Annotated in this window: 33 protein-coding genes; all 33 read right to left on the bottom strand. The window is 71.5% G+C overall.

Annotated elements, in window-relative coordinates; genetic code table 11:
- Positions 1 to 22: 22 nt before the first annotated feature.
- Positions 23 to 874: a tRNA pseudouridine(38-40) synthase TruA gene (gene truA, locus ACI8AR_RS17690; RefSeq protein WP_457052187.1), complete on the bottom strand. Its 852-nt coding sequence runs from the start codon at positions 872 to 874 to the stop codon at positions 23 to 25.
- Positions 875 to 878: 4 nt separating this feature from the next.
- On the bottom strand, positions 879 to 1,256 hold the full coding sequence (locus tag ACI8AR_RS17695) for a hypothetical protein (protein ID WP_457052179.1): 378 nt from the start codon (positions 1,254 to 1,256) through the stop codon (positions 879 to 881).
- Positions 1,253 to 1,888 carry a 50S ribosomal protein L17 gene (gene rplQ / locus ACI8AR_RS17700; protein WP_457052180.1) on the bottom strand — a complete coding sequence of 212 codons (636 nt, stop codon included), beginning with the start codon at positions 1,886 to 1,888 and terminating at the stop codon, positions 1,253 to 1,255. Before rplQ ends, ACI8AR_RS17695 begins: the two co-directional genes overlap by 4 nt.
- Positions 1,889 to 2,037: 149 nt before the next feature.
- Complete coding sequence (locus tag ACI8AR_RS17705; protein ID WP_456929489.1) at positions 2,038 to 3,114, bottom strand: DNA-directed RNA polymerase subunit alpha; 1,077 nt, start codon at positions 3,112 to 3,114, stop codon at positions 2,038 to 2,040.
- Between the two features lie 120 nt (positions 3,115 to 3,234).
- Positions 3,235 to 3,861, bottom strand: a complete 627-nt coding sequence (gene rpsD / locus ACI8AR_RS17710; RefSeq protein ID WP_456929490.1) for a 30S ribosomal protein S4 — start codon at positions 3,859 to 3,861, stop codon at positions 3,235 to 3,237.
- A 35-nt stretch (positions 3,862 to 3,896) separates the two neighbouring features.
- Positions 3,897 to 4,304 carry a 30S ribosomal protein S11 gene (rpsK, locus tag ACI8AR_RS17715; RefSeq protein ID WP_012950456.1) on the bottom strand — a complete coding sequence of 136 codons (408 nt, stop codon included), beginning with the start codon at positions 4,302 to 4,304 and terminating at the stop codon, positions 3,897 to 3,899.
- A 100-nt stretch (positions 4,305 to 4,404) separates the two neighbouring features.
- Entirely contained in the window at positions 4,405 to 4,785 is a 381-nt protein-coding gene (gene rpsM / locus ACI8AR_RS17720) for a 30S ribosomal protein S13 (RefSeq protein ID WP_456548794.1), read from the bottom strand.
- A gap of 15 nt (positions 4,786 to 4,800) precedes the next feature.
- Positions 4,801 to 4,914, bottom strand: a complete 114-nt coding sequence (rpmJ, locus tag ACI8AR_RS17725) for a 50S ribosomal protein L36 (protein WP_012950458.1) — start codon at positions 4,912 to 4,914, stop codon at positions 4,801 to 4,803.
- A 73-nt stretch (positions 4,915 to 4,987) separates the two neighbouring features.
- On the bottom strand, positions 4,988 to 5,209 hold the full coding sequence (gene infA / locus ACI8AR_RS17730; RefSeq protein ID WP_012950459.1) for a translation initiation factor IF-1: 222 nt from the start codon (positions 5,207 to 5,209) through the stop codon (positions 4,988 to 4,990).
- Positions 5,210 to 5,514: 305 nt separating this feature from the next.
- Complete coding sequence (gene map / locus ACI8AR_RS17735; RefSeq protein ID WP_457052181.1) at positions 5,515 to 6,318, bottom strand: type I methionyl aminopeptidase; 804 nt, start codon at positions 6,316 to 6,318, stop codon at positions 5,515 to 5,517.
- 70 nt (positions 6,319 to 6,388) lie between these two features.
- Positions 6,389 to 6,997, bottom strand: a complete 609-nt coding sequence (locus ACI8AR_RS17740; RefSeq protein WP_457052182.1) for an adenylate kinase — start codon at positions 6,995 to 6,997, stop codon at positions 6,389 to 6,391.
- Complete coding sequence (secY, locus tag ACI8AR_RS17745) at positions 6,997 to 8,307, bottom strand: preprotein translocase subunit SecY (RefSeq protein WP_456929493.1); 1,311 nt, start codon at positions 8,305 to 8,307, stop codon at positions 6,997 to 6,999. The genes ACI8AR_RS17740 and secY overlap by 1 nt, the downstream gene beginning before the upstream one ends.
- Positions 8,308 to 8,498: 191 nt before the next feature.
- Positions 8,499 to 8,942 carry a 50S ribosomal protein L15 gene (gene rplO, locus ACI8AR_RS17750; protein WP_387987723.1) on the bottom strand — a complete coding sequence of 148 codons (444 nt, stop codon included), beginning with the start codon at positions 8,940 to 8,942 and terminating at the stop codon, positions 8,499 to 8,501.
- Between the two features lie 13 nt (positions 8,943 to 8,955).
- Positions 8,956 to 9,135 carry a 50S ribosomal protein L30 gene (rpmD, locus tag ACI8AR_RS17755; protein WP_457052183.1) on the bottom strand — a complete coding sequence of 60 codons (180 nt, stop codon included), beginning with the start codon at positions 9,133 to 9,135 and terminating at the stop codon, positions 8,956 to 8,958.
- 1 nt (position 9,136) lies between these two features.
- Positions 9,137 to 9,751: a 30S ribosomal protein S5 gene (gene rpsE, locus ACI8AR_RS17760; protein WP_387987727.1), complete on the bottom strand. Its 615-nt coding sequence runs from the start codon at positions 9,749 to 9,751 to the stop codon at positions 9,137 to 9,139.
- 40 nt (positions 9,752 to 9,791) lie between these two features.
- Positions 9,792 to 10,199 carry a 50S ribosomal protein L18 gene (rplR, locus tag ACI8AR_RS17765; RefSeq protein ID WP_457052184.1) on the bottom strand — a complete coding sequence of 136 codons (408 nt, stop codon included), beginning with the start codon at positions 10,197 to 10,199 and terminating at the stop codon, positions 9,792 to 9,794.
- The gene (gene rplF, locus ACI8AR_RS17770; RefSeq protein ID WP_456929496.1) at positions 10,199 to 10,738 is read right to left on the bottom strand and encodes a 50S ribosomal protein L6; all 540 of its coding nucleotides are present in this window, start codon (positions 10,736 to 10,738) and stop codon (positions 10,199 to 10,201) included. Before rplF ends, rplR begins: the two co-directional genes overlap by 1 nt.
- A 14-nt stretch (positions 10,739 to 10,752) precedes the next feature.
- The gene (rpsH, locus tag ACI8AR_RS17775; protein WP_456901390.1) at positions 10,753 to 11,157 is read right to left on the bottom strand and encodes a 30S ribosomal protein S8; all 405 of its coding nucleotides are present in this window, start codon (positions 11,155 to 11,157) and stop codon (positions 10,753 to 10,755) included.
- A 122-nt stretch (positions 11,158 to 11,279) separates the two neighbouring features.
- Entirely contained in the window at positions 11,280 to 11,465 is a 186-nt protein-coding gene (locus ACI8AR_RS17780) for a type Z 30S ribosomal protein S14 (RefSeq protein WP_012950469.1), read from the bottom strand.
- Positions 11,466 to 11,487: 22 nt separating this feature from the next.
- Entirely contained in the window at positions 11,488 to 12,072 is a 585-nt protein-coding gene (gene rplE, locus ACI8AR_RS17785; protein WP_456937825.1) for a 50S ribosomal protein L5, read from the bottom strand.
- A gap of 2 nt (positions 12,073 to 12,074) precedes the next feature.
- Positions 12,075 to 12,428 (bottom strand): 50S ribosomal protein L24, encoded by a 354-nt coding sequence (gene rplX / locus ACI8AR_RS17790; protein ID WP_457052185.1) that lies wholly within the window; start codon positions 12,426 to 12,428, stop codon positions 12,075 to 12,077.
- A gap of 2 nt (positions 12,429 to 12,430) precedes the next feature.
- Positions 12,431 to 12,799 carry a 50S ribosomal protein L14 gene (gene rplN / locus ACI8AR_RS17795; protein ID WP_387987738.1) on the bottom strand — a complete coding sequence of 123 codons (369 nt, stop codon included), beginning with the start codon at positions 12,797 to 12,799 and terminating at the stop codon, positions 12,431 to 12,433.
- Positions 12,800 to 13,019: 220 nt separating this feature from the next.
- Positions 13,020 to 13,319 carry a 30S ribosomal protein S17 gene (gene rpsQ, locus ACI8AR_RS17800; protein WP_369202793.1) on the bottom strand — a complete coding sequence of 100 codons (300 nt, stop codon included), beginning with the start codon at positions 13,317 to 13,319 and terminating at the stop codon, positions 13,020 to 13,022.
- A complete protein-coding gene (rpmC, locus tag ACI8AR_RS17805) occupies positions 13,316 to 13,549 on the bottom strand; it encodes a 50S ribosomal protein L29 (protein ID WP_387987741.1) in 234 nt (77 codons plus the stop codon). Before rpmC ends, rpsQ begins: the two co-directional genes overlap by 4 nt.
- Complete coding sequence (gene rplP, locus ACI8AR_RS17810) at positions 13,549 to 13,965, bottom strand: 50S ribosomal protein L16 (protein WP_387987743.1); 417 nt, start codon at positions 13,963 to 13,965, stop codon at positions 13,549 to 13,551. Before rplP ends, rpmC begins: the two co-directional genes overlap by 1 nt.
- A gap of 3 nt (positions 13,966 to 13,968) precedes the next feature.
- Positions 13,969 to 14,877, bottom strand: coding sequence for a 30S ribosomal protein S3 (gene rpsC, locus ACI8AR_RS17815; RefSeq protein WP_457052186.1), 909 nt, complete (start codon positions 14,875 to 14,877; stop codon positions 13,969 to 13,971).
- Positions 14,877 to 15,356: a 50S ribosomal protein L22 gene (rplV, locus tag ACI8AR_RS17820; protein ID WP_456929499.1), complete on the bottom strand. Its 480-nt coding sequence runs from the start codon at positions 15,354 to 15,356 to the stop codon at positions 14,877 to 14,879. Before rplV ends, rpsC begins: the two co-directional genes overlap by 1 nt.
- Positions 15,357 to 15,382: 26 nt before the next feature.
- On the bottom strand, positions 15,383 to 15,664 hold the full coding sequence (rpsS, locus tag ACI8AR_RS17825) for a 30S ribosomal protein S19 (protein WP_073421347.1): 282 nt from the start codon (positions 15,662 to 15,664) through the stop codon (positions 15,383 to 15,385).
- A gap of 23 nt (positions 15,665 to 15,687) precedes the next feature.
- A complete protein-coding gene (gene rplB, locus ACI8AR_RS17830; RefSeq protein WP_073421345.1) occupies positions 15,688 to 16,521 on the bottom strand; it encodes a 50S ribosomal protein L2 in 834 nt (277 codons plus the stop codon).
- Positions 16,522 to 16,562: 41 nt separating this feature from the next.
- Complete coding sequence (gene rplW / locus ACI8AR_RS17835) at positions 16,563 to 16,865, bottom strand: 50S ribosomal protein L23 (protein WP_456929500.1); 303 nt, start codon at positions 16,863 to 16,865, stop codon at positions 16,563 to 16,565.
- Positions 16,862 to 17,671 (bottom strand): 50S ribosomal protein L4, encoded by an 810-nt coding sequence (gene rplD / locus ACI8AR_RS17840; RefSeq protein WP_456937822.1) that lies wholly within the window; start codon positions 17,669 to 17,671, stop codon positions 16,862 to 16,864. Before rplD ends, rplW begins: the two co-directional genes overlap by 4 nt.
- Entirely contained in the window at positions 17,668 to 18,333 is a 666-nt protein-coding gene (gene rplC, locus ACI8AR_RS17845; RefSeq protein WP_456937821.1) for a 50S ribosomal protein L3, read from the bottom strand. The genes rplD and rplC overlap by 4 nt, the downstream gene beginning before the upstream one ends.
- A gap of 16 nt (positions 18,334 to 18,349) precedes the next feature.
- Positions 18,350 to 18,655, bottom strand: coding sequence for a 30S ribosomal protein S10 (rpsJ, locus tag ACI8AR_RS17850; RefSeq protein ID WP_014742859.1), 306 nt, complete (start codon positions 18,653 to 18,655; stop codon positions 18,350 to 18,352).
- Positions 18,656 to 18,851: the final 196 nt, after the last annotated feature.

The raw sequence follows: 18,851 nt of genomic DNA on the forward strand, positions 1-18,851 counted from the left end.
GCCCCGGGACGGGGTCCTTCCACTAGTCGCGGCGGGCGCGGGTGACCAGCGCGCGGGCGGCGAGGTCGGCGTCGTCCGGGTAGTCGACCCGCACCAGCGTGAGCCCCCCGGGCGGCGCGACGACGACCTCGCCCGCCCGCTCCCGGCGGTCGAGCAGGCCGGCGGGCCACTCCGGGGCCCGGCGCCCCTCCCCGACCGCCACCAGCGAGCCGACGAGGCTGCGCATCATCGAGTGGCAGAAGGCGTCCGCGGAGGCCCGGACGGTGACCAGGTCGCCGTCGCGGGCCACGGCCAGCTCCAGCAGCGTGCGGACGGTCGTGGCGCCCTCCCGGCGGCGGCAGAAGGCGGCGAAGTCGTGCTCGCCGGTCATCAGGCGGGCGGCGGCGTCCATCGCGGCGGCGTCGAGCCGGCGGGGCCAGCCCACCGTGTCCGCGCGGCGCAGCGGCGGCGGTCCGGCGTCGCTGTCGGTGAGCCGGTAGACGTAGTGCCGCGCCAGCGCGCCGAAGCGGGCGTCGAAGCCCGGCGGCGCCTCGGCGACGGCGGGCACGGCCACGTCCGGCGGCAGCAGGCCGCGCAGCCGGCGGACGAGGCGCTCGCGCTGCTCCTCCCAGGCGGCGCGCGGGACGTTGGCGTGCGCGACCTGGCCGGTGGCGTGCACGCCGGCGTCGGTGCGGCCGGCCACGGTCAGCTCGACCGGCGCGCGCAGCACGGTGGCCAGCGCGGACTCCAGCTCGCCCTGCACGGTGCGCCGCCCGGGCTGGCGGGCCCAGCCGGAGAAGTCCGTGCCGTCGTAGGCGACCGACAGCCGGAGACGGACGAGCCCGCCCCCGGGATCGGGAGCGGGCTCGTCGCGGTGGTGCTCGGTGTTCAGCAGCGGGTCACTTCGGGTCGGGCGCGGACTCGCCGCCGGGGGCGTGGGTGCCCGCGGTCGCGGCGTCGCCGATCTCGGCGGCCTCGACCTCGGCGGCCGCCGCGGCGGCCACGTCCGGGGACAGCGCCGGGTCCTCGACCACGGCCAGGTTCTCGGCCTTGGGCTCCGGGGTCACGGCGCCGTCGTCCTGGCGCTCGCCGTCCGGGTTGTAGAGGTCGGTCACGACCTCCTGCGCCTCGGCGTCGACCTCACCGGAGGTCACGGCCGGCGAGGTGTCGCCACCGGGACCGGTGGTCTCGCCCTCGATGGTGGCGCCCTGGTCGCCGCCGCCGGCGGAGACCCCGGCCGCGCCGGCGTCGCCGCCCTGGCCCGGCTGCTCGGTCACCTGGAGCCGTCCGCGTCCTCGGCCGGGGCCTCGGCGTCGGCGGCCACGGCGGTGTCGCCGGCCTCGGTCGCCTCGGCGTCAGTCGTGTCGGCCTCGGTCGCGTCGGCGTCCGTGGCCTCGGCGGTCTCGTCGGCCACGGTGGTGTCCTCGTCGGCCGCGGCGGTCTCGACGGCGTCCGCGGTGACCTCACCGGAGGCGGCGGCCGCGCCGGCGCCGGCGGCGAAGCGGGTGCCGCGGGCGCGCTCGGCCTCACCGACGGCCTGCTGGGCCACGGTCAGCGCCTCGACGAGCTCGATGACGGCCATGGGGGCGTTGTCGCCCTTGCGCGGGCCGACCTTGGTGATGCGGGTGTAGCCGCCGGGCCGGTTCTCGAAGCGCGGGCCGATCTCGGCGAACAGGTGGTGGACGACGTCCTTGTCCCGGATGACCGTCATCACCTGGCGGCGCGCGTGCAGGTCACCGCGCTTGGCGAAGGTGACCAGCTTCTCGGCGAACGGGCGCAGCCGCTTCGCCTTCGCCTCGGTGGTGGTGATCCGCCCGTGCTCGAACAGCGACGTGGCCAGGTTCGCCAGCATCAGCCGCTCGTGGGAGGCGGACCCGCCGAGACGGGGGCCCTTGGTGGGGGTGGGCATGTCGGTCCTTCCTCAGGCGGCCGGGCGGGCGTGTGCCGGCTGCATCCAGGTGGTGCTGTCGTCGCTGTGTCAGTGTGGCGGACCCGCCTCAGCCGGGCCCACGCGGTCCGGCCGGGCGGCGGTCGTCCCGCCGCCCGGCCGGTGCAGCGTCAGAGCTGCTCGGTCTCCTGGTAGGAGCCCTCGTCGTACTGGACCTGCCCGTACTCGGTGCCGTACTCGCCGTGGCCCTGGTAGGCGTCGGTCTCGTAGCCCTCGTCGTAGCTCTCGACCGACGTCGGGATGAACCCGGGCGGGCTGTCCTTGAGCGCCAGGCCCATGGCCGCCAGCTTCATCTTGACCTCGTCGATCGACTTGGCCCCGAAGTTGCGGATGTCGAGCAGGTCGGCCTCCGAGCGGGTGACCAGCTCGCCGACGGTGTGCACGCCCTCGCGCTTGAGGCAGTTGTAGGACCGGACGGTGAGGTCCATGTCCTCGATCGGCATCGAGAAGTTCGCGATGTCGGCGGCCTCGGCCGGGCTGGGCCCGACCTCGATGCCTTCGGCGTCGACGTTCAGCTCGCGCAGCAGGCCGAACAGCTCGACCAGCGTGGAGCCGGCGGAGGCGATGGCGTCCCGCGGGGCGATCGAGGGCTTGGTCTCGACGTCGACCACGAGGCGGTCGAAGTCGGTGCGCTGCTCGACGCGGGTGGCCTCGACGGCGTAGGTGACCTTGAGGACCGGCGAGTAGATCGAGTCGACCGGGATGCGGCCGATCTCCTGGCCGGGCTGCTTGTTCTGCGGCGCCGGGACGTAGCCGCGGCCCCGCTCGACGACCAGCTCGATCTCGAGGCGGCCCTTGCCGTTGAGGGTGGCGATGTGCAGGTCGGGGTTGTGCACCTCCACACCGGCCGGGGGCGCGATGTCGGCGGCGGTGACCTCACCCGGGCCCTGCTTGCGCAGGTACATGGTCACCGGCTCGTCGGAGTCCGAGCTGACGACCAGGCCCTTGAGGTTGAGGATGATCTCGGTGACGTCCTCCTTGACCCCGGGCACGGTGGTGAACTCGTGCAGGGTGCCCTCGATCCGGATGCTGGTGACGGCAGCGCCGGGGATCGAGGACAGGAGGGTGCGGCGCAGCGAGTTGCCGAGGGTGTAGCCGAAGCCGGGCTCGAGCGGCTCGATGACGAACCGCGAGCGCTGCTCGGTGAGGGTCTCCTCGGTCAGCGTCGGACGCTGTGCGATGAGCATCGTGTGTTCTCCCTTGGGTCCTCCGGCGCCCGCCATATGACGCCGTGAGGGGGTGGTGCGGGCCCCGGCGGACATCGGTCCGCCCGCCGGGGCCGGGTGGTGCTGTGGTGCTGCGAGCCCTTACTTGGAGTAGAGCTCGACGATCAGCTGCTCCTGCACCGGGGTGTCGATCACCTGGCGGGCCGGGACGCTGTGCACGACGGCGCGCAGCTGGCCGCTGATGACCTCCAGCCACGGCGGCACGGGGCGCTCGCCGGCGCGGGCCTGGGCGATCTCGAAGGGCACCATCCGCCGCGACTTCTCGGCGACCTCGATGATGTCGTTCGCGCTGACCCGGTAGGACGGGATGTCGACCTTGCGGCCGTTCACCCGGATGTGGCCGTGCTTGACCAGCTGGCGGGCCATGTCGCGGCTCTCGCCCCAGCCGGCCCGGTACACGACGTTGTCCAGGCGGGACTCGAGGATCTGCAGCAGGACCTCACCGGTCTTGCCGGTCTTGCGGTTGGCCTCCTCGTAGTAGCCGCGGAACTGCTTCTCGAGGACGCCGTAGATGCGGCGGGCCTTCTGCTTCTCGCGCAGCTGCAGGAGGTACTCGCTGTCCTTGCTGCGGCCCCGGCCGTGCTCGCCCGGCGGGTAGGGCCGGATCTCGATCGGGCACTTCGGGGACTCGCACTTGCTGCCCTTGAGGAACAGCTTCATCTTCTCGCGCCGGCAGAGGCGGCAGTCGGCTCCGGCGTAACGGGCCACGTCAGGTACTCCTCGTTCTTCTCGTCAGTGGCCGGTCAGACCCGGCGGCGCTTCTTCGGGCGGCAGCCGTTGTGCGGCTGCGGCGTCACGTCCTGGATCTGCCCCACCTCGAGGCCGGTGGCCTGCAGCGAGCGGATCGCGGTCTCGCGGCCCGAGCCCGGGCCCTTCACGAAGACGTCGACCTTGCGCATGCCGTGCTCCTGGGCCTTGCGCGCGGCGTTCTCGGCGGCCATCTGGGCGGCGAACGGCGTCGACTTGCGCGAGCCCTTGAAGCCGACGTGGCCGGCGGAGGCCCAGCTGATCACGTTGCCGGTCGGGTCGGTGATCGACACGATCGTGTTGTTGAACGTGCTCTTGATGTGCGCGGCGCCGTGGGCGACGTTCTTCTTCTCCTTGCGGCGGACCTTCTTGGCACCAGCCGCGGCGCGAGCCCTGGGAGGCATGTCTCTCCGGTTTCCTTCTGAGCGTTCAGTGGCCAGGTGAGCACGAGGGGCGCACCGTCGCTCCCGCCCTCACGGGTCGTGCGACAGCGCGCCTCACGGCTTACTTCTTGCCGGCCTTCTTCTTGCCGGCGATGGTCTTGCGCGGGCCCTTGCTGGAGCGCGCGTTGGTGCGGGTGCGCTGACCGTGCACGGGCAGGCCACGACGGTGGCGCAGGCCCTGGTAGCAGCCGATCTCCACCTTGCGACGGATGTCGGCGGCCACCTCGCGGCGGAGGTCACCCTCGACGCGGAAGTGCTCGTCGATGTAGTCGCGCAGCTTGAGCAGGTCCTCGTCGGAGAGGTCCTTGGCCCGCAGGTCGGGGCTCACGCCGGTCGCCGCGAGGGTCTCCTTGGCGTGGGTCTTGCCGATCCCGTAGATGTAGGTGAGCGCGATCTCCATCCGCTTCTCGCGGGGCAGGTCGACGCCGGCCAGTCGTGCCATGTCTCAGGTACTCCCTCAGCCCTGCCGCTGCTTGTGGCGGGCGTTGTCGCAGATGACCATGACCCGGCCGTGCCGGCGGATCACCTTGCACTTGTCGCAGATCTTCTTCACCGACGGCTGGACCTTCACCGGTGCCGCCCCTCATTCCTGTCGATCGATGGCCGCCCGCGCGGCACCCGGAGGTGCCCCGCGCCGGCGGCGGTCACTTGTAGCGGTAGACGATGCGACCGCGGGTCAGGTCGTAGGGCGAGAGCTCCACGACGACGCGGTCCTCGGGCAGGATGCGGATGTAGTGCTGGCGCATCTTGCCGCTGATGTGGGCGAGCACCCGGTGCCCGTTCTGCAGCTCGACCCGGAACATCGCGTTGGGCAGCGGCTCGACGACGCGACCCTCGACCTCGATGGCCCCGTCCTTCTTCGCCATGCCCGACACGGCCTCCCTGACTCGGTGGTGCTGGTTGGTGTGGTGCTGGAGTCGCATGCGCCCGCGCCGGATGCCGGCCGGGTCGTACGCGGTGGTTGCAGACCAGGTGGTGCAGGCGCTCCCGCGAGGGCGTCCCGGGTCGTGCGGCCACAGCACGACGACAGGACGGCGCGAACGCCGTCGTTCACTGTACCCCGCTGCAGCGGGGCGCTCCAACCCGGCCTCCGTCACAACGGAACGCCCGGGGTGACCCCTCGCAGGACCCGCCACGAGCCTGCGGGTGGTGGGCGCGAGGGGGGCCTCGCTCAGGTGCGCGGGGTGATCCCGAAGGGGGCCAGCCCCGCGACGCCGCCGTCCTCCGCCGTCAGGACCCAGGGGCCCTCGGGGGTGATGGCGACGGTGTGCTCGAAGTGGGCGGCCCGGGAGCCGTCCTTGGTCACCACGGTCCAGCCGTCCTCGAGCTCGGCGGTGGCGGGGTCGCCCACGGTCACCATGGGCTCGATCGCCAGCGCCAGGCCGGGGACCAGCCGCGGGCCGCGGCCGGGCCGGCCGTAGTTGAGGACGTGCGGGTCCTGGTGCATCTCGGTCCCGATGCCGTGCCCGCCGTAGTGGTCGACGATCCCGTACGGGTGCGCCTCGGCGGTGATCGCCTGCTCGACCGCGGAGCTGATGTCGGTCAGCCGGCCACCGGCCACGGCCCGCGCCAGGCCGGCCCACATGGACCGCTCGGTGACGGCGATGAGCGCGGCGTCCTCGGCCGACGGCGGGCCGACGGTCACGGTGACCGCCGAGTCGCCGTGCCAGCCGTCGAGGATCGCGCCGCAGTCGATGGAGATGTTGTCGCCCTCGGCGAGGGCGCGCTCCGGGTTCGGGATGCCGTGCACGACCTCGTCGTTGATCGACGCGCAGATGCTGCCGGTGAAGCCGTGGTAGCCGAGGAACGACGGGATCGCCCCGGAGGACCGGATGACGTCCTCGGCGATCGCGTCGAGCTCCCCCGTGGTCACGCCCGGGCGGACCGCCGCGCGGACCGCGGCGATCGCCCCGGCGACCACGAGGCCGGCGCCGCGCATGAGCTCGATCTCGTGCGGTGTCTTGATCTGGATCATGCGTCCACTCCACTTCGCCAGCAGCGGGAGGCGGGTCAGGATCCCGGCCGACATCGGCGGCGCCGTCCCCTCAGCTGTCGCTCGGCTGCCCGGACTGCACGGGCCGGCCCAGGGCGGCCATCACCCGGGCGGTGACCTCCTCGATGGTGCCGATCGCGTCGATGCGCGACAGCAGCCCCTCGCCGTCGTAGAACCCGGACAGCGGGGCGGTCTGTTCCCGGTAGACCTGGAGGCGGTGCCGCACGGTCTCGGGCCGGTCGTCGTCGCGCTGCACCCACTCGCCGTCGACGAGCATCCGGCGGCCGGAGAGCCGGCGCACCAGCTCCTCCTCCTCGACGACCAGCTCGACGACGCGGTCCAGCCCGTGCCCGAGCTCCTCGAGGGAGCCGCGCAGCTGCTCGGCCTGGGCGATCGTGCGGGGGAAGCCGTCGAGCAGGAAGCCGGCCTTGGCGTCGGGCTCGGCGAGCCGGTCCCTGACCATCGCGACGGTGATCTCGTCGGGGACGAGGTCGCCGGCGTCCATGAAGACCTTGGCCCTGCGGCCGAGCTCGGTCTGACCGCTCACGTTGGCGCGGAAGATGTCGCCCGTGGAGATGGCGGGCACCCCGAGCTGGCCGGCGATGATCTGGGCCTGGGTCCCCTTGCCGGCTCCGGGCGGGCCCAGCAGCACGATGCGCACTACTTCAGGAACCCTTCGTAGTTGCGCTGGTTGAGCTGCGTCTCGATCTGCTTCACGGTCTCCAAGCCCACTCCCACCATGATCAGCACTGCGGTCCCGCCGAACGGGAAGTTCTGGTTCGCCCCCTGCTGCGTGATCGACAGGAAGAAGTTCGGCAGCACCGCGACGATCCCGAGGTAGATCGACCCGGGCAGGGTGATCCGGGACAGCACGTACTGCAGGTACTCCGCCGTCGGCCGGCCCGGGCGGATGCCGGGGATGAAGCCGCCGTAGCGCTTCATGTCGTCGGCCCGCTCCTCCGGGTTGAAGGTGATCGACACGTAGAAGTACGTGAAGAACACGATCAGGCCGAAGTACAGCGCGACGTGCACCGGGCTGCTCTGGTCGATGACGTAGTTCTCGAAGAACTGCCGGACCGGGCCGGTCTCGTCACCCTGGAGCTGGGTGATCAGCTGCGGGAGGTAGAGCAGCGACGAGGCGAAGATGACCGGGATGACGCCGGCCTGGTTCACCTTGAGCGGGAGGTAGGTGGAGGTGCCGCCGTACATGCGGCGGCCGACCATGCGCTTGGCGTACTGGACCGGGATCCGTCTCTGCGCCTGCTCGACGTAGACGACGGCCCCGATGATCAGCAGGGCGAAGGCGCAGACGACGGCGAAGACGACGCCCCCGCGGGTCTGCAGGATCGAGCCGCCCTCGGCGGGGATGCGGGCCGCGATCGAGGTGAAGATCAGCACGGACATGCCGTTGCCGATCCCCTTCTCGGTGAGCAGCTCGCCGAGCCACATGATCACCGCGGTGCCGGCGGTCAGGGCGACCACGAGCACGACCGTCGTCCAGATGCTGTCCGACGGGATGATGTCCTGCTGGCAGCCCGGGAACAGCTGGCCGCTGCGGGCCAGGGCGATGATGCCGGTGCTCTGCAGGACCGCCAGGGCGATCGTCAGGTAGCGGGTGTACTGGGTCAGCTTCTGCTGGCCCGACTGCCCTTCCTTCTTCAGCTGCTCGAACCGCGGGATCACCACGACCAGCAGCTGCACGATGATGCTGGCGGTGATGTACGGCATGATCCCCAGCGCGAAGATCGACAGCCGGAGCAGCGCCCCGCCGGAGAACAGGTTCACCAGCGAGTAGACGTCGCGCTGGCTGCCCGCCTGCGCCTGCTCGAGACAGCTGTTGATCGCCTCGACGGAGACTCCCGGGCCGGGCACCGAGGCGCCCAGCCGGTACACGGCGATGATCGCCAGGGAGAACAGCAACTTGCGCCGGAGGTCTGGCGTCCGGAACGCCGCGGCGAACGCCTGCAGCACGTGCCCTCCCCTTCTCGGTCGGACGAGGTTAGCAACGGTCGGGGTCGCGCCGGTCACAGCCCTCCCCCAGCGGGTGTCCCCGGCGCGGCCTCCTGGCCGGCGCGGGGCCCGGGCGGGCCCGTCCCTGGAGGGGCCCGGAACAGCAGACGACCCCCGGGGCTGGTCGTGCGGCCCCGGGGGTCGTCAGCTGCTCAGATGCGGGTGGTGCTGCCCCCGGCCGCGGCGATCTTCTCGGCGGCGGAGGCCGAGAAGGCGTGCGCGTGCACGGTGACCTGGACGCCGCCCAGCTCACCGGTGCCGAGGACCTTCACCGGCTGGCCGCGGCGGACCGCGCCGGCGTCGGCGAGCGTGTCGGGGTCGACGTGCCCGCCCTGCGGGAACAGGGACGCGATCCGGTCGAGGTTGACGACCTGGAAGACGACCTTGTTCGGGTTCTTGAAGCCGGACATCTTGGGCAGCCGCATGTGCAGCGGCGTCTGGCCGCCCTCGAAGCGCGCGGAGGTGTTGCCGCGCGCCCCGGTGCCCTTGGTGCCGCGACCGGCGGTCTTGCCCTTGGAGCCCTCACCCCGGCCGACGCGCGTCTTGGGGGTGTGGGCGCCCGGAGCCGGACGCAGGTGGTGGACCTTGAGAGTCATGACGAGTCCCTGCTCAGATCTCTTCGACGGAGACGAGGTGCGTCACCGTGGCGACCATCCCGCGGATCTCGGGACGGTCCTCCTGCACGACCGTGTCGTTGATCCGCTTGAGGCCCAGGGACCGCAGCGTCTGCCGCTGGTTGGGCTTCGTGCCGATCGCCGACCGGACCTGGGTCACCTTCAGCTGCGCCATGTCAGACCCCCTGGCCCGCACGCGCCCGCAGCATGGCGGCCGGGGCGACGTCCTCGAGGGGCAGCCCGCGGCGGGCGGCGATCTCCTCGGGGCGGACGAGCTCCTTCAGCGCCTGCATGGTGGCGTGCACGATGTTGATCGGGTTCGACGAGCCGAGGCTCTTCGAGAGCACGTCGTGGATGCCGGCGCACTCGAGGACGGCGCGCACCGGGCCACCGGCGATGACACCGGTACCGGGGCTGGCCGGCTTGAGCAGCACGACACCGGCAGCGGCCTCACCCTGCACCGGGTGGGGGATGGTGCTGGCGATGCGCGGCACCTTGTAGAAGTGCTTTTTGGCCTCCTCGACGCCCTTGGCGATCGCCGCGGGCACCTCCTTGGCCTTGCCGTAGCCGACGCCCACGGTGCCGTCACCGTCGCCGACGATCACCAGGGCGGTGAAGCTGAAGCGCCGACCACCCTTGACGACCTTCGACACGCGGTTGATGGCCACCACGCGCTCGATGTAGTTGCTCTTCTCGGCAGGCGCGCCGCCGGGCCCCCGCCCGCCGTCACGACGGTCGCGGCGGTCGTTGCCGCCGCCGGCGCCGCCGCCGCGTCGCTGTGGTCCTGGCATCAGACGTCCCTCTCGATCTGCTGGTTGGCGGTGCTGCTCATCAGAAGTCCAGCCCGCCCTCACGCGCGCCGTCGGCCAGCGCGGCGATGCGGCCCTGGTAGCGGTTGCCCCCGCGGTCGAACACGACCTTGGTGATGCCGGCGGCCTGGGCGCGCTCGGCGACCAGGGCGCCCACCCGGCGGGCCAGGGCGGACTTGTCGCCCTCGGCGCCGCGCAGGCCGGCGTCGAGCGTCGAAGCGCTCACCAGGGTACGGCCGGCGGTGTCGTCCACGACCTGCACGTGGATGTGCCGCGTGCTGCGGTTGACCACCATGCGCGGGCGGTCCGGCGTGCCGGAGACCCGCTTGCGGAGCCGGTTGTGGCGGCGCAGCCGCGAGACGCGGCGCGCGGTGCTGATGTCGGTGCCGACGGGCGTGTGCACCCGAGCGGCCTTCTCGGTCTGTGCCATCACTTACCCGTCTTCCCGACCTTGCGCTTGACGACCTCGCCCTGGTAGCGGACGCCCTTGCCCTTGTACGGGTCGGGCTTGCGGAGGCCGCGGATGTTGGCGGCCACCTGGCCGACCTGCTGCTTGTCGATGCCGGTCACCCGCAGGCGGGTGGGCGACTCGACGGTGAAGGTGATGCCCTCCGGGGCACGCACCGGCACCGGGTGGCTGTAGCCGAGCGCGAACTCCAGGTCCGAGCCGCGGGCCTGGACGCGGTAGCCGACGCCGACGATCTCGAGGGTCTTGGTGTAGCCCTCGGTGACGCCGGTGATCATGTTGGCGATCAGGGTGCGGGACAGGCCGTGCAGCGCCCGGCTCTCACGCTCGTCGTTGGGCCGCTGGACGCTCAGCGTGCCGTCCTCGCCCCGGGCGACCGTGATGGGCGCCGCGACGGTGTGGGACAGGGTGCCCTTGGGGCCCTTCACGCTGACCGTCTGGCCGTCGATGGTGACGTCCACGCCACCGGGCACGGGAACCGGCAGTCGTCCGATCCGTGACATCTCGCTCGCTCCTCTTACCAGACGTAGGCGAGGACTTCCCCGCCCACGCCCTTCTTGGTCGCCTGCCGGTCGGTCAGCAGCCCGGTCGAGGTGGAGATGATGGCCACCCCGAGGCCGCCCAGGACCTTCGGCAGGGCGTTCGACTTCGCGTAGACCCGCAGGCCCGGCTTGGACACCCGGCGCACCCCGGCGATGCTGCGCTCGCGGTTGGGGCCGAACTTCAGGTCGATCACCAGCTCCTTGCGGGTGGCGCCGTCCTTCTCGACGTCCTCCACGCGCCAGCCGGCGATGTAGCCCTCCTGCTGGAGGATCTCGGCGATGTGCGTCTTGAGCTTCGACGACGGCATGCGCGTCGAGTCGTGGTAGGCCGTGTTCGCGTTGCGCAACCGCGTGAGCATGTCCGCGATCGGGTCGGTCATCGTCATGGGTGTCGTGCCTCTCTCGCCGCGGTTCCTCACGCGTCCCTCGCGTGGGCCTCTCGGCGACCGGTGGTGCTGGGGACCCGCCCCGCGCGGTCAGCGCGCGGGGCGGGGACTGCGGACTACCAGCTGGACTTGCTCACACCCGGCAGCTCGCCGGCGTGGGCCATCTCCCGCAGGCAGATCCGGCACAGGCCGAACTTGCGGAAGACCGAGTGCGGACGACCGCACCGCTGGCAGCGGGTGTAGCCGCGGACCGCGAACTTGGGCTTGCGGGCCGCCTTGTTGATCAGCGCCTTCTTGGCCATCTGTCTGTCTCCTCGGCCCGGCTCAGCGGATGGTGGTGACGACGGGCTGGCCGGCGAACGGGAAGCCCAGGAGGCGGAGCAGCTCGCGACCCTCCTCGTCGTTCGTGGCGGTGGTGACCAGCGTGATGTCCATGCCGCGCGGACGGTCGATCTTGTCGACGTCGATCTCGCGGAACATCGACTGCTCGGTCAGCCCGAACGTGTAGTTGCCGTGCCCGTCGAACTGCTTGGCGTTCAGGCCGCGGAAGTCGCGGATGCGGGGCAGGGCCAGCGCCAGGAGCCGGTCGAGGAACTCCCACATGCGGTCGCCGCGGAGGGTGACCTTGGCGCCGATCGGCATGCCCTCGCGCAGCTTGAACTGGGCGATGGACTTGCGGGCCCGGACGACGGCCGGACGCTGGCCGGTGATGGCGGTGAGGTCGCGGACCGCGCCGTCCATCAGCTTCGCGTCGCGGGTCGCCTCGCCGACGCCCATGTTGACGACGATCTTCGTCAGCCGCGGGATCTGCATGACGTTCTCGAAGCCGAACTCCTCCTGGAGGGCCGGCGCGATCGACTCGCGGTAGTGCGCCAGCAGGCGCGGGAGCTCACGGGTGGGTGCAGTCATCGTCAGAGGTCCTTACCGGTCCGCCGCGACACCCGGATGTTGCGGCCTTCCTCGTCCTGGCGGTAACCGACCCGGGTCGGCGTCCCCTCGGAGCCGATCACCATCACGTTGCTGACGTGGATGGGAGCCTCCTGGGTGACGATGCCGCCCTGCTGCGCGCCCCGCTGGTTCGAGCTGATGCGGGTGTGCTTCTTGACGCGGCCGACGCCCTCGACGAGGACCTTCTGCAGCTTGGGGTAGGCGGCGATCACGCGACCCCGGGCGCCCTTGTCCTTGCCGGACAGGACCACCACGGTGTCGCCCTTCTTCACCTTCATGCTCGGCGTCTTGGCCGGCGTGGTCTTCTTGGCAGCCATGGTCAGAGCACCTCCGGGGCGAGCGAGATGATCCGCATGAAGCGCTTGTCGCGCAGCTCGCGGCCGACGGGACCGAAGATGCGCGTGCCGCGCGGGTCGCCGCTGTCGCGGATGATGACCGCGGCGTTCTCGTCGAAGCGGATGTAGGAGCCGTCGGGACGACGACGCTCCTTGCGCGTGCGGACGACGACGGCCTTGACGACGTCGCCGCGCTTGACGCCGGCACCGGGCAGCGCGTCCTTGACGGTCGCCACGATGACGTCGCCGATGCCGGCGTAGCGCCGCCCGGAACCGCCGAGCACCCGGATGCAGAGGATCTCCTTCGCACCGGTGTTGTCGGCGACCCGGAGCCGCGACTCCTGCTGGATCACGTCCTACTCCCAATCTCAGTGGTGACAGCCGGGCCGGAACGGTGAACCGGCTGTCCGGTACCCACGCGCGGACGCACCGGCGACTGATGCCGCCGGTGCGTCCGACACGGGTACCGGGATGTGGCGCTCACCCGGAGGGGCGCCAGTCGTCCAGGGTACCCGGTCCCGCGACCCGCCCCGCAGGGCGTGGGTCACAGGGCCCGCGGACCCCCGACGGGTGTTACTTGGCCTTCTCGAGGACCTCGACCAGCCGCCACCGCTTGGTGGCCGACAGCGGCCGGGTCTCCATGATCTGCACGCGGTCACCGATGCCGGCGACCCCCTGCTCGTCGTGGGCCTTCAGCTTGCTGGTGCGACGGAGGACCTTGCCGTAGAGGCCGTGCTTCACACGGTCCTCGACCTCGACGACGATGGTCTTGTCCATCTTGTCGCTGACCACGAGGCCCTCGCGGACCTTGCGGTAGCCGCGGCCGGCCAGGCCGGGGCCGCTGGCGACAGCGGTGTTCTCGGGCTCGCTCATGCCACACCCTCGTTCGGGGCGACCGAGAGACCCAGCTCGCGCTCGCGCATGATCGTGTAGATCCGGGCGATGTCGCGGCGGACGGTCTGCAGTCGCCGGTTGTTGTCCAGCTGGCCGGTGGCCACCTGGAAGCGCAGGTTGAACAGCTCTTCCTTGTGCTCACGCAGCCGCGTGGCGAGCTCCTCGGCCGAGAGCTCGCGCAGCTCCGGGGCGGTCAGACCGGCGGCCATCACACCTCTCCTTCACGCGTGATGAAGCGAGCCTTCATGGGCAGCTTGTGGATGGCGCGGCGCATGGCCTCGCGGGCCACCGACTCCGGGACACCCGACAGCTCGAACATGACGCGGCCCGGCTTGACGTTGGCGACCCACCACTCCGGGGAGCCCTTGCCGGAACCCATGCGGGTCTCGGCCGGCTTCTTGGTGAGCGGGCGGTCCGGGTAGATCGTGATCCAGACCTTGCCGCCACGGCGGATGTGCCGGGTCATGGCGATACGGGCGGACTCGATCTGCCGGTTGGTCACGTACGCCGGCTCGAGGGCCTGGATGGCGTACTCACCGAAGTTGATCGCCGTGCCGCCCTTGGCCCGGCCGGAGCGGTCCGGGTGGTGCTGCTTGCGGTGCTTGACGCGCCGGGGGATCAGCACGTGTCAGCCCTCCGTGTTCTCGGTCGCGGTCGTCTCGGCCGCAGCGGTCGCCTCGGGGCCGGCGGCCTCGGCGACGGTCTGCTCGGGCGCGACCTCACCCGAGGTCACGGCCACGGTGCTGTCATCGGCGGTCTCCGGACCGGTCGACGTCTCGGCGGCGGCGCGGCCGGCCTCGGTGCCACCGGCGGTGGTGCCGCTGGAGCCCGACCGGCGGGGGCGCTGCGGGCGCTCCCGGCGCTGCTGCCGGGCGGCGAGGGCCTCGAGGGCCTCGCGCTCGGCACGCGAGCCGCTGACGTCGCCCTTGTAGATCCACACCTTCACGCCGATGCGGCCGAAGGTGGTGCGGGCCTCGTACAGGCCGTAGTCGATGTTCGCCCGGAGGGTGTGCAGCGGCACGCGACCCTCGCGGTAGAACTCCGACCGGCTCATCTCGGTGCCGCCCAGGCGACCGGAGCACTGCACCCGGATGCCCTTGACCTGCGGGCTGCGCTGGGCCGACTGCATGGCCTTGCGCATGGCGCGGCGGAAGCTGACGCGGCTGGACAGCTGCTCGGCCACGGCCTGGGCGACGAGCTGCGCGTCGGCCTCGGGGTTCTTGACCTCGAGGATGTTCAGCTGCACCTGCTTGCCGGTGAGCTTCTCCAGCTCGCCGCGGATGCGGTCGGCCTCGGCGCCGCGGCGGCCGATGACGATGCCCGGCCGGGCGGTGTGGATGTCGACCCGGACCCGGTCACGGGTGCGCTCGATCTCCACCTTCGAGATGCCGGCGCGCTCCATGCCCTTGGTCATGAGCTTGCGGATGGCCACGTCTTCCTTGACGTAGTCCTTGTACAGCTTGTCGGCGTACCACCGGGACTTGTAGTCGGTGGTGATGCCGAGGCGGAACCCGTGCGGGTTGACCTTCTGACCCACTAGCGGGTCCCTCCCCTCGTGTTGGAGCGCTGCTGCGTGCCCTGCTGCTGCGTCGCCGGGCCGGACTGGCCGGTGCGGCGACGGGCGGTGCGGGACTTGCCGGCGAGCTCGGCGCTGGAGCCGACCTCGCTCACCTCGACGGTGATGTGGCTGGTCCGCTTGTTGATGCGGTAGGCGCGGCCCTGGGCGCGCGGCCGGATCCGCTTCATGGTGGGGCCCTCGTCGACGTAGGCGGCGCTGACGACGAGCGCGGCCGGGTCCAGCCGCAGGTTGTGCTCGGCGTTGGCGACGGCGCTGGCGACGACCTTGGCCACCGGCTCGCTGGCCGACTGCGGGGCGAACCGCAGGAGGGCCAGGGCCTCGTCGGTGGGCAGGTAGCGGATGAGGTCCACCACCCGGCGTGCCTTCATGGGGGTGACGCGGACGCCGCGGGCGACGGCCCGGGCGACCTGCGTCTCCTCTCCCAGCTGGGAAGTCATCTCAAGTCTCTCTCTCGGGACCGGGCTCAGCCGCGCCGCGACCGGCGGTCGTCCTTGACGTGACCGCGGAAGGTCCGGGTCGGAGCGAACTCGCCGAGCTTGTGCCCGACCATCGCCTCGGTCACGAAGACCGGGACGTGCTTGCGACCGTCGTGCACGGCGATGGTGTGGCCGAGCATGTCCGGGATGATCGTCGAGCGGCGGGACCAGGTCCGGATGACCGTCTTGGTGCCCTTCTCGTTCTGGACGTCCACCTTCTTGAGCAGGTGGTCGTCGACGAACGGGCCCTTCTTCAGGCTGCGTGGCATGTCTGTCGGACTCCTCTACCCGCTCAGCGCTTCTTGTTGGTGCGCCGGCGGCGCACGATCAGGGCGTCACTGGCCTTGCGCTTGCGCGTGCGGCCCTCCGGCTTGCCCTTCGGGTTCACCGGGTGGCGACCACCGGAGGTCTTGCCCTCACCACCACCGTGCGGGTGGTCCACCGGGTTCATGGCGACACCGCGGACGGTCGGGCGCTTGCCCTTCCACCGCATGCGGCCGGCCTTGCCCCAGTTGATGTTCGACTGCTCGGCGTTGCCCACCTCGCCGACGGTGGCGCGGCAGCGCACGTCGACGTTGCGGATCTCGCCCGACGGCATGCGCAGCTGGGCGAAGCGGCCCTCGCGGGCGACCAGCTGGACGCTGGTGCCGGCGGAGCGGGCGATCTTCGCGCCGCCGCCCGGCCGCAGCTCGATCGCGTGGACCACCGTGCCGACGGGGATGTTGCGCAGCGGCAGGTTGTTGCCCGGCTTGATGTCGGCCGCGGGGCCGCACTCCACCGTGTCGCCCTGCTTCAGGCGGGCCGGCGCGATGATGTAGCGCTTCTCGCCGTCGGCGAAGTGCAGCAGCGCGATGCGCGAGGTGCGGTTCGGGTCGTACTCGATGTGCGCGACCTTCGCCGGCACGCCGTCCTTGTCCGCCCGACGGAAGTCGATGACGCGGTAGGCGCGCTTGTGGCCGCCGCCCTGGTGGCGGGCGGTGACCTTCCCGTGGACGTTGCGCCCGCCGCGACCGTGCAGCGGCCGGACCAGCGACTTCTCGGGGTGGTCGCGGGTGACCTCGGCGAAGTCGGCGACGCTGGAGCCGCGGCGGCCCGGCGTCGTCGGCTTGTACTTGCGGATAGCCATTGCTGACTCAGTCCTCTATCTCTGGTCCGGCAGTCCCGGGCTCAGGCGCCCGGGCCCCCGAAGATCTCGATCCGGTCGCCGGGCGCCAGCGAGACGATGGCCCGCTTGGTGTCCTTGCGCTTGCCGAGCTTGTTGCCCCGGCTGCGCTTGCGCTTGCCCTGGCGGTTGATGGTGTTCACGCCGAGGACCTTCACGTTGAAGACCTGCTCGACCGCGATCTTGATCTGCGTCTTGTTGGCCTCGGGCAGCACCACGAACGTGTACTGGTTGTCGTCCAGCAGCCCGTAGCTCTTCTCCGAGATGACCGGCGACAGCAGGACGTCCCGGGGGTCGCGGACGCTCACGCCTTCTCCTCGGTGGTGTCGGTGGCCTCGTTCTGCTCGAGGTCCAGGTCGGTCGTGCCCTCAGCCGGCTGGATGGACGGGATGGCGCCGGGGATGTCCGGCGTCGTCAGGTCCGGCTTGGTCAGCGAGGTGCCGCCGTTGCCGCCGTGCGGGCCGGCGACGAACTCGGCGAGCGCGGTCTCGGTGAAGACCACCTCGTCGCTGACCAGGACGTCGTAGGTGTTGAGCTGGCCGGCCTCGATCAGGTGCACGCGCGGCTCGTTGCGCAGGCTCACCCAGTTGAGGACGTCGTCGCGGTCGAGGACCACGAGCACCCGCTTGGCCGAGGTGACGGCGTCGAGGGTGGCGATGGCCGCCTTGGTCTTCGGGGCGTCCCCGTCGACGAAGGTGGTGACGACGTGCACGCGGCCGTCGCGCGCCCGGTCGGAGAGGGCACCGCGCAGCGCGGCGGCCTTCATCTTCTTGGGCGTGCGCTGCGAGTAGTCGCGCGGCTGGGGGCCGTGGACCGTGCCACCGCCGGTGAACTGCGGCGCGCGGATCGAGCCCTGGCGGGCGCGGCCGGTGCCCTTCTGGCGGTAGGGCTTGACGCCACCGCCGCTGACGGCGCCGCGCGTCTTCGTCGCGTGCGTGCCCTGGCGGGCCGCGGCCAGCTGGGCGACGACGACCTGGTGCATGAGCGCGACGTTCGCGTTCGCGTCGAACAGGTCACCGGGCAGCGTGACGCTGCCCGAGGTCTCCCCCGCCGGCGTGCGGACGTCGACCTGGCGGTCGGCGCGCGCGGCCTCGGTCGCGGTCGACTGGGTCACTGGTTGTCACTCCCCACGGGACCGCCCTTGACGGCCGAGCGGACGAGCAGGAGCCCGCCCTTCGGGCCGGGGACGGCGCCCTTGATCAGGATGAGGCCGCGCTCGGTGTCGACCTTGTGGACGACGAGCGAGAGGGTCGTGGTCTTCACCGCACCCATGCGCCCGGCCATCTTCAGGCCCTTGAACACGCGGCCGGGGGTGGAGGCGCCGCCGATGGAGCCGGGCGACCGGTGCTTGCGCTGGGTGCCGTGCGCGGCGCCGAGGCCCTTGAAGCCGTGGCGCTTCATGACACCGGCGGTGCCCTTGCCCTTGCTGGTGCCGATGACGTCGACCTTGGCCACGCCGTCGAAGACCTCGGCGGTCAGCTCCTGGCCGACCGTGTACTGGCCGGCGTCCTCGGTGCGGAGCTCGACCACGTGGCGGCGCGGCGTCACGCCGGCCTTGGCGAAGTGGCCACCCTCGGGCTTGTTCACCTTGCGGGGGTCGATCTCGCCGAAGCCGAGCTGGACGGCCGAGTAGCCGTCGACCTCGGGGGTGCGCACCTGCGTCACCACGTTCGGGCCCGCCTTGACGACGGTCACCGGCACGATGCGGTTGTTCTCGTCGAAGACCTGGGTCATCCCCAGCTTCTCGCCGAGGAGCCCGCGGAACGTACTCGCCATGACTGGACTCGGTCCCTTACTGGATGTTCACGTCGACCGAGGCCGGCAGGTCGATGCGCATGAGCGCGTCGACCGTCTTCGGCGTCGGGTCGAGGATGTCGATGAGCCGCTTGTGCGTGCGCATCTCGAAGTGCTCGCGCGAGTCCTTGTACTTGTGCGGCGAGCGGATGACGCAGTACACGTTCTTCTCCGTCGGCAGCGGCACCGGGCCGACGACGCGCGCACCGGTCTTGGTCACCGTGTCGACGATGCGCCGCGCCGAGGCGTCGATCGCCTCGTGGTCGTAGGCCTTCAGCCTGATGCGGATCTTCTGTCCCGCCATCGCTGTCTCTCGCTCCTGCCGATCGCTGTTCTGCTTGCTGGGGAACGCCGGGTGCGTCCGGACGTCATCCGGTCTGGCCCCAGCGGGGAGGGTGGCGGTGCACACACGCAGCTCGCTCACCCGGGGACGGGGGGGGGGGGGGGGGGGGGGGGCCCCCCCGCGGGGGGGTTCTTTTTTTTTTTTTTTTCGGGCCAGG

The organism is Geodermatophilus sp. SYSU D01036, from assembly GCF_054050435.1.

Coding starts and splice junctions, on each gene's coding strand:
- rplQ (WP_457052180.1), bottom strand. CDS start 1,888: ATGCCCACCCCCACCAAGGGCCCCCGTCTCGGCGGGTCCGCCTCCCAC.
- ACI8AR_RS17705 (WP_456929489.1), bottom strand. CDS start 3,114: ATGCTCATCGCACAGCGTCCGACGCTGACCGAGGAGACCCTCACCGAG.
- rpsK (WP_012950456.1), bottom strand. CDS start 4,304: ATGCCTCCCAGGGCTCGCGCCGCGGCTGGTGCCAAGAAGGTCCGCCGC.
- rpsM (WP_456548794.1), bottom strand. CDS start 4,785: ATGGCACGACTGGCCGGCGTCGACCTGCCCCGCGAGAAGCGGATGGAG.
- infA (WP_012950459.1), bottom strand. CDS start 5,209: ATGGCGAAGAAGGACGGGGCCATCGAGGTCGAGGGTCGCGTCGTCGAG.
- map (WP_457052181.1), bottom strand. CDS start 6,318: ATGATCCAGATCAAGACACCGCACGAGATCGAGCTCATGCGCGGCGCC.
- rplO (WP_387987723.1), bottom strand. CDS start 8,942: ATGACTCTCAAGGTCCACCACCTGCGTCCGGCTCCGGGCGCCCACACC.
- rpmD (WP_457052183.1), bottom strand. CDS start 9,135: ATGGCGCAGCTGAAGGTGACCCAGGTCCGGTCGGCGATCGGCACGAAG.
- rpsE (WP_387987727.1), bottom strand. CDS start 9,751: ATGCCAGGACCACAGCGACGCGGCGGCGGCGCCGGCGGCGGCAACGAC.
- rplR (WP_457052184.1), bottom strand. CDS start 10,199: ATGGCACAGACCGAGAAGGCCGCTCGGGTGCACACGCCCGTCGGCACC.
- rplF (WP_456929496.1), bottom strand. CDS start 10,738: ATGTCACGGATCGGACGACTGCCGGTTCCCGTGCCCGGTGGCGTGGAC.
- rpsH (WP_456901390.1), bottom strand. CDS start 11,157: ATGACCGACCCGATCGCGGACATGCTCACGCGGTTGCGCAACGCGAAC.
- ACI8AR_RS17780 (WP_012950469.1), bottom strand. CDS start 11,465: ATGGCCAAGAAGGCGCTGATCAACAAGGCGGCCCGCAAGCCCAAGTTC.
- rplE (WP_456937825.1), bottom strand. CDS start 12,072: ATGACTGCACCCACCCGTGAGCTCCCGCGCCTGCTGGCGCACTACCGC.
- rplX (WP_457052185.1), bottom strand. CDS start 12,428: ATGGCTGCCAAGAAGACCACGCCGGCCAAGACGCCGAGCATGAAGGTG.
- rpsQ (WP_369202793.1), bottom strand. CDS start 13,319: ATGAGCGAGCCCGAGAACACCGCTGTCGCCAGCGGCCCCGGCCTGGCC.
- rpmC (WP_387987741.1), bottom strand. CDS start 13,549: ATGGCCGCCGGTCTGACCGCCCCGGAGCTGCGCGAGCTCTCGGCCGAG.
- rplV (WP_456929499.1), bottom strand. CDS start 15,356: ATGACTTCCCAGCTGGGAGAGGAGACGCAGGTCGCCCGGGCCGTCGCC.
- rpsS (WP_073421347.1), bottom strand. CDS start 15,664: ATGCCACGCAGCCTGAAGAAGGGCCCGTTCGTCGACGACCACCTGCTC.
- rplB (WP_073421345.1), bottom strand. CDS start 16,521: ATGGCTATCCGCAAGTACAAGCCGACGACGCCGGGCCGCCGCGGCTCC.
- rplC (WP_456937821.1), bottom strand. CDS start 18,333: ATGGCGAGTACGTTCCGCGGGCTCCTCGGCGAGAAGCTGGGGATGACC.
- rpsJ (WP_014742859.1), bottom strand. CDS start 18,655: ATGGCGGGACAGAAGATCCGCATCAGGCTGAAGGCCTACGACCACGAG.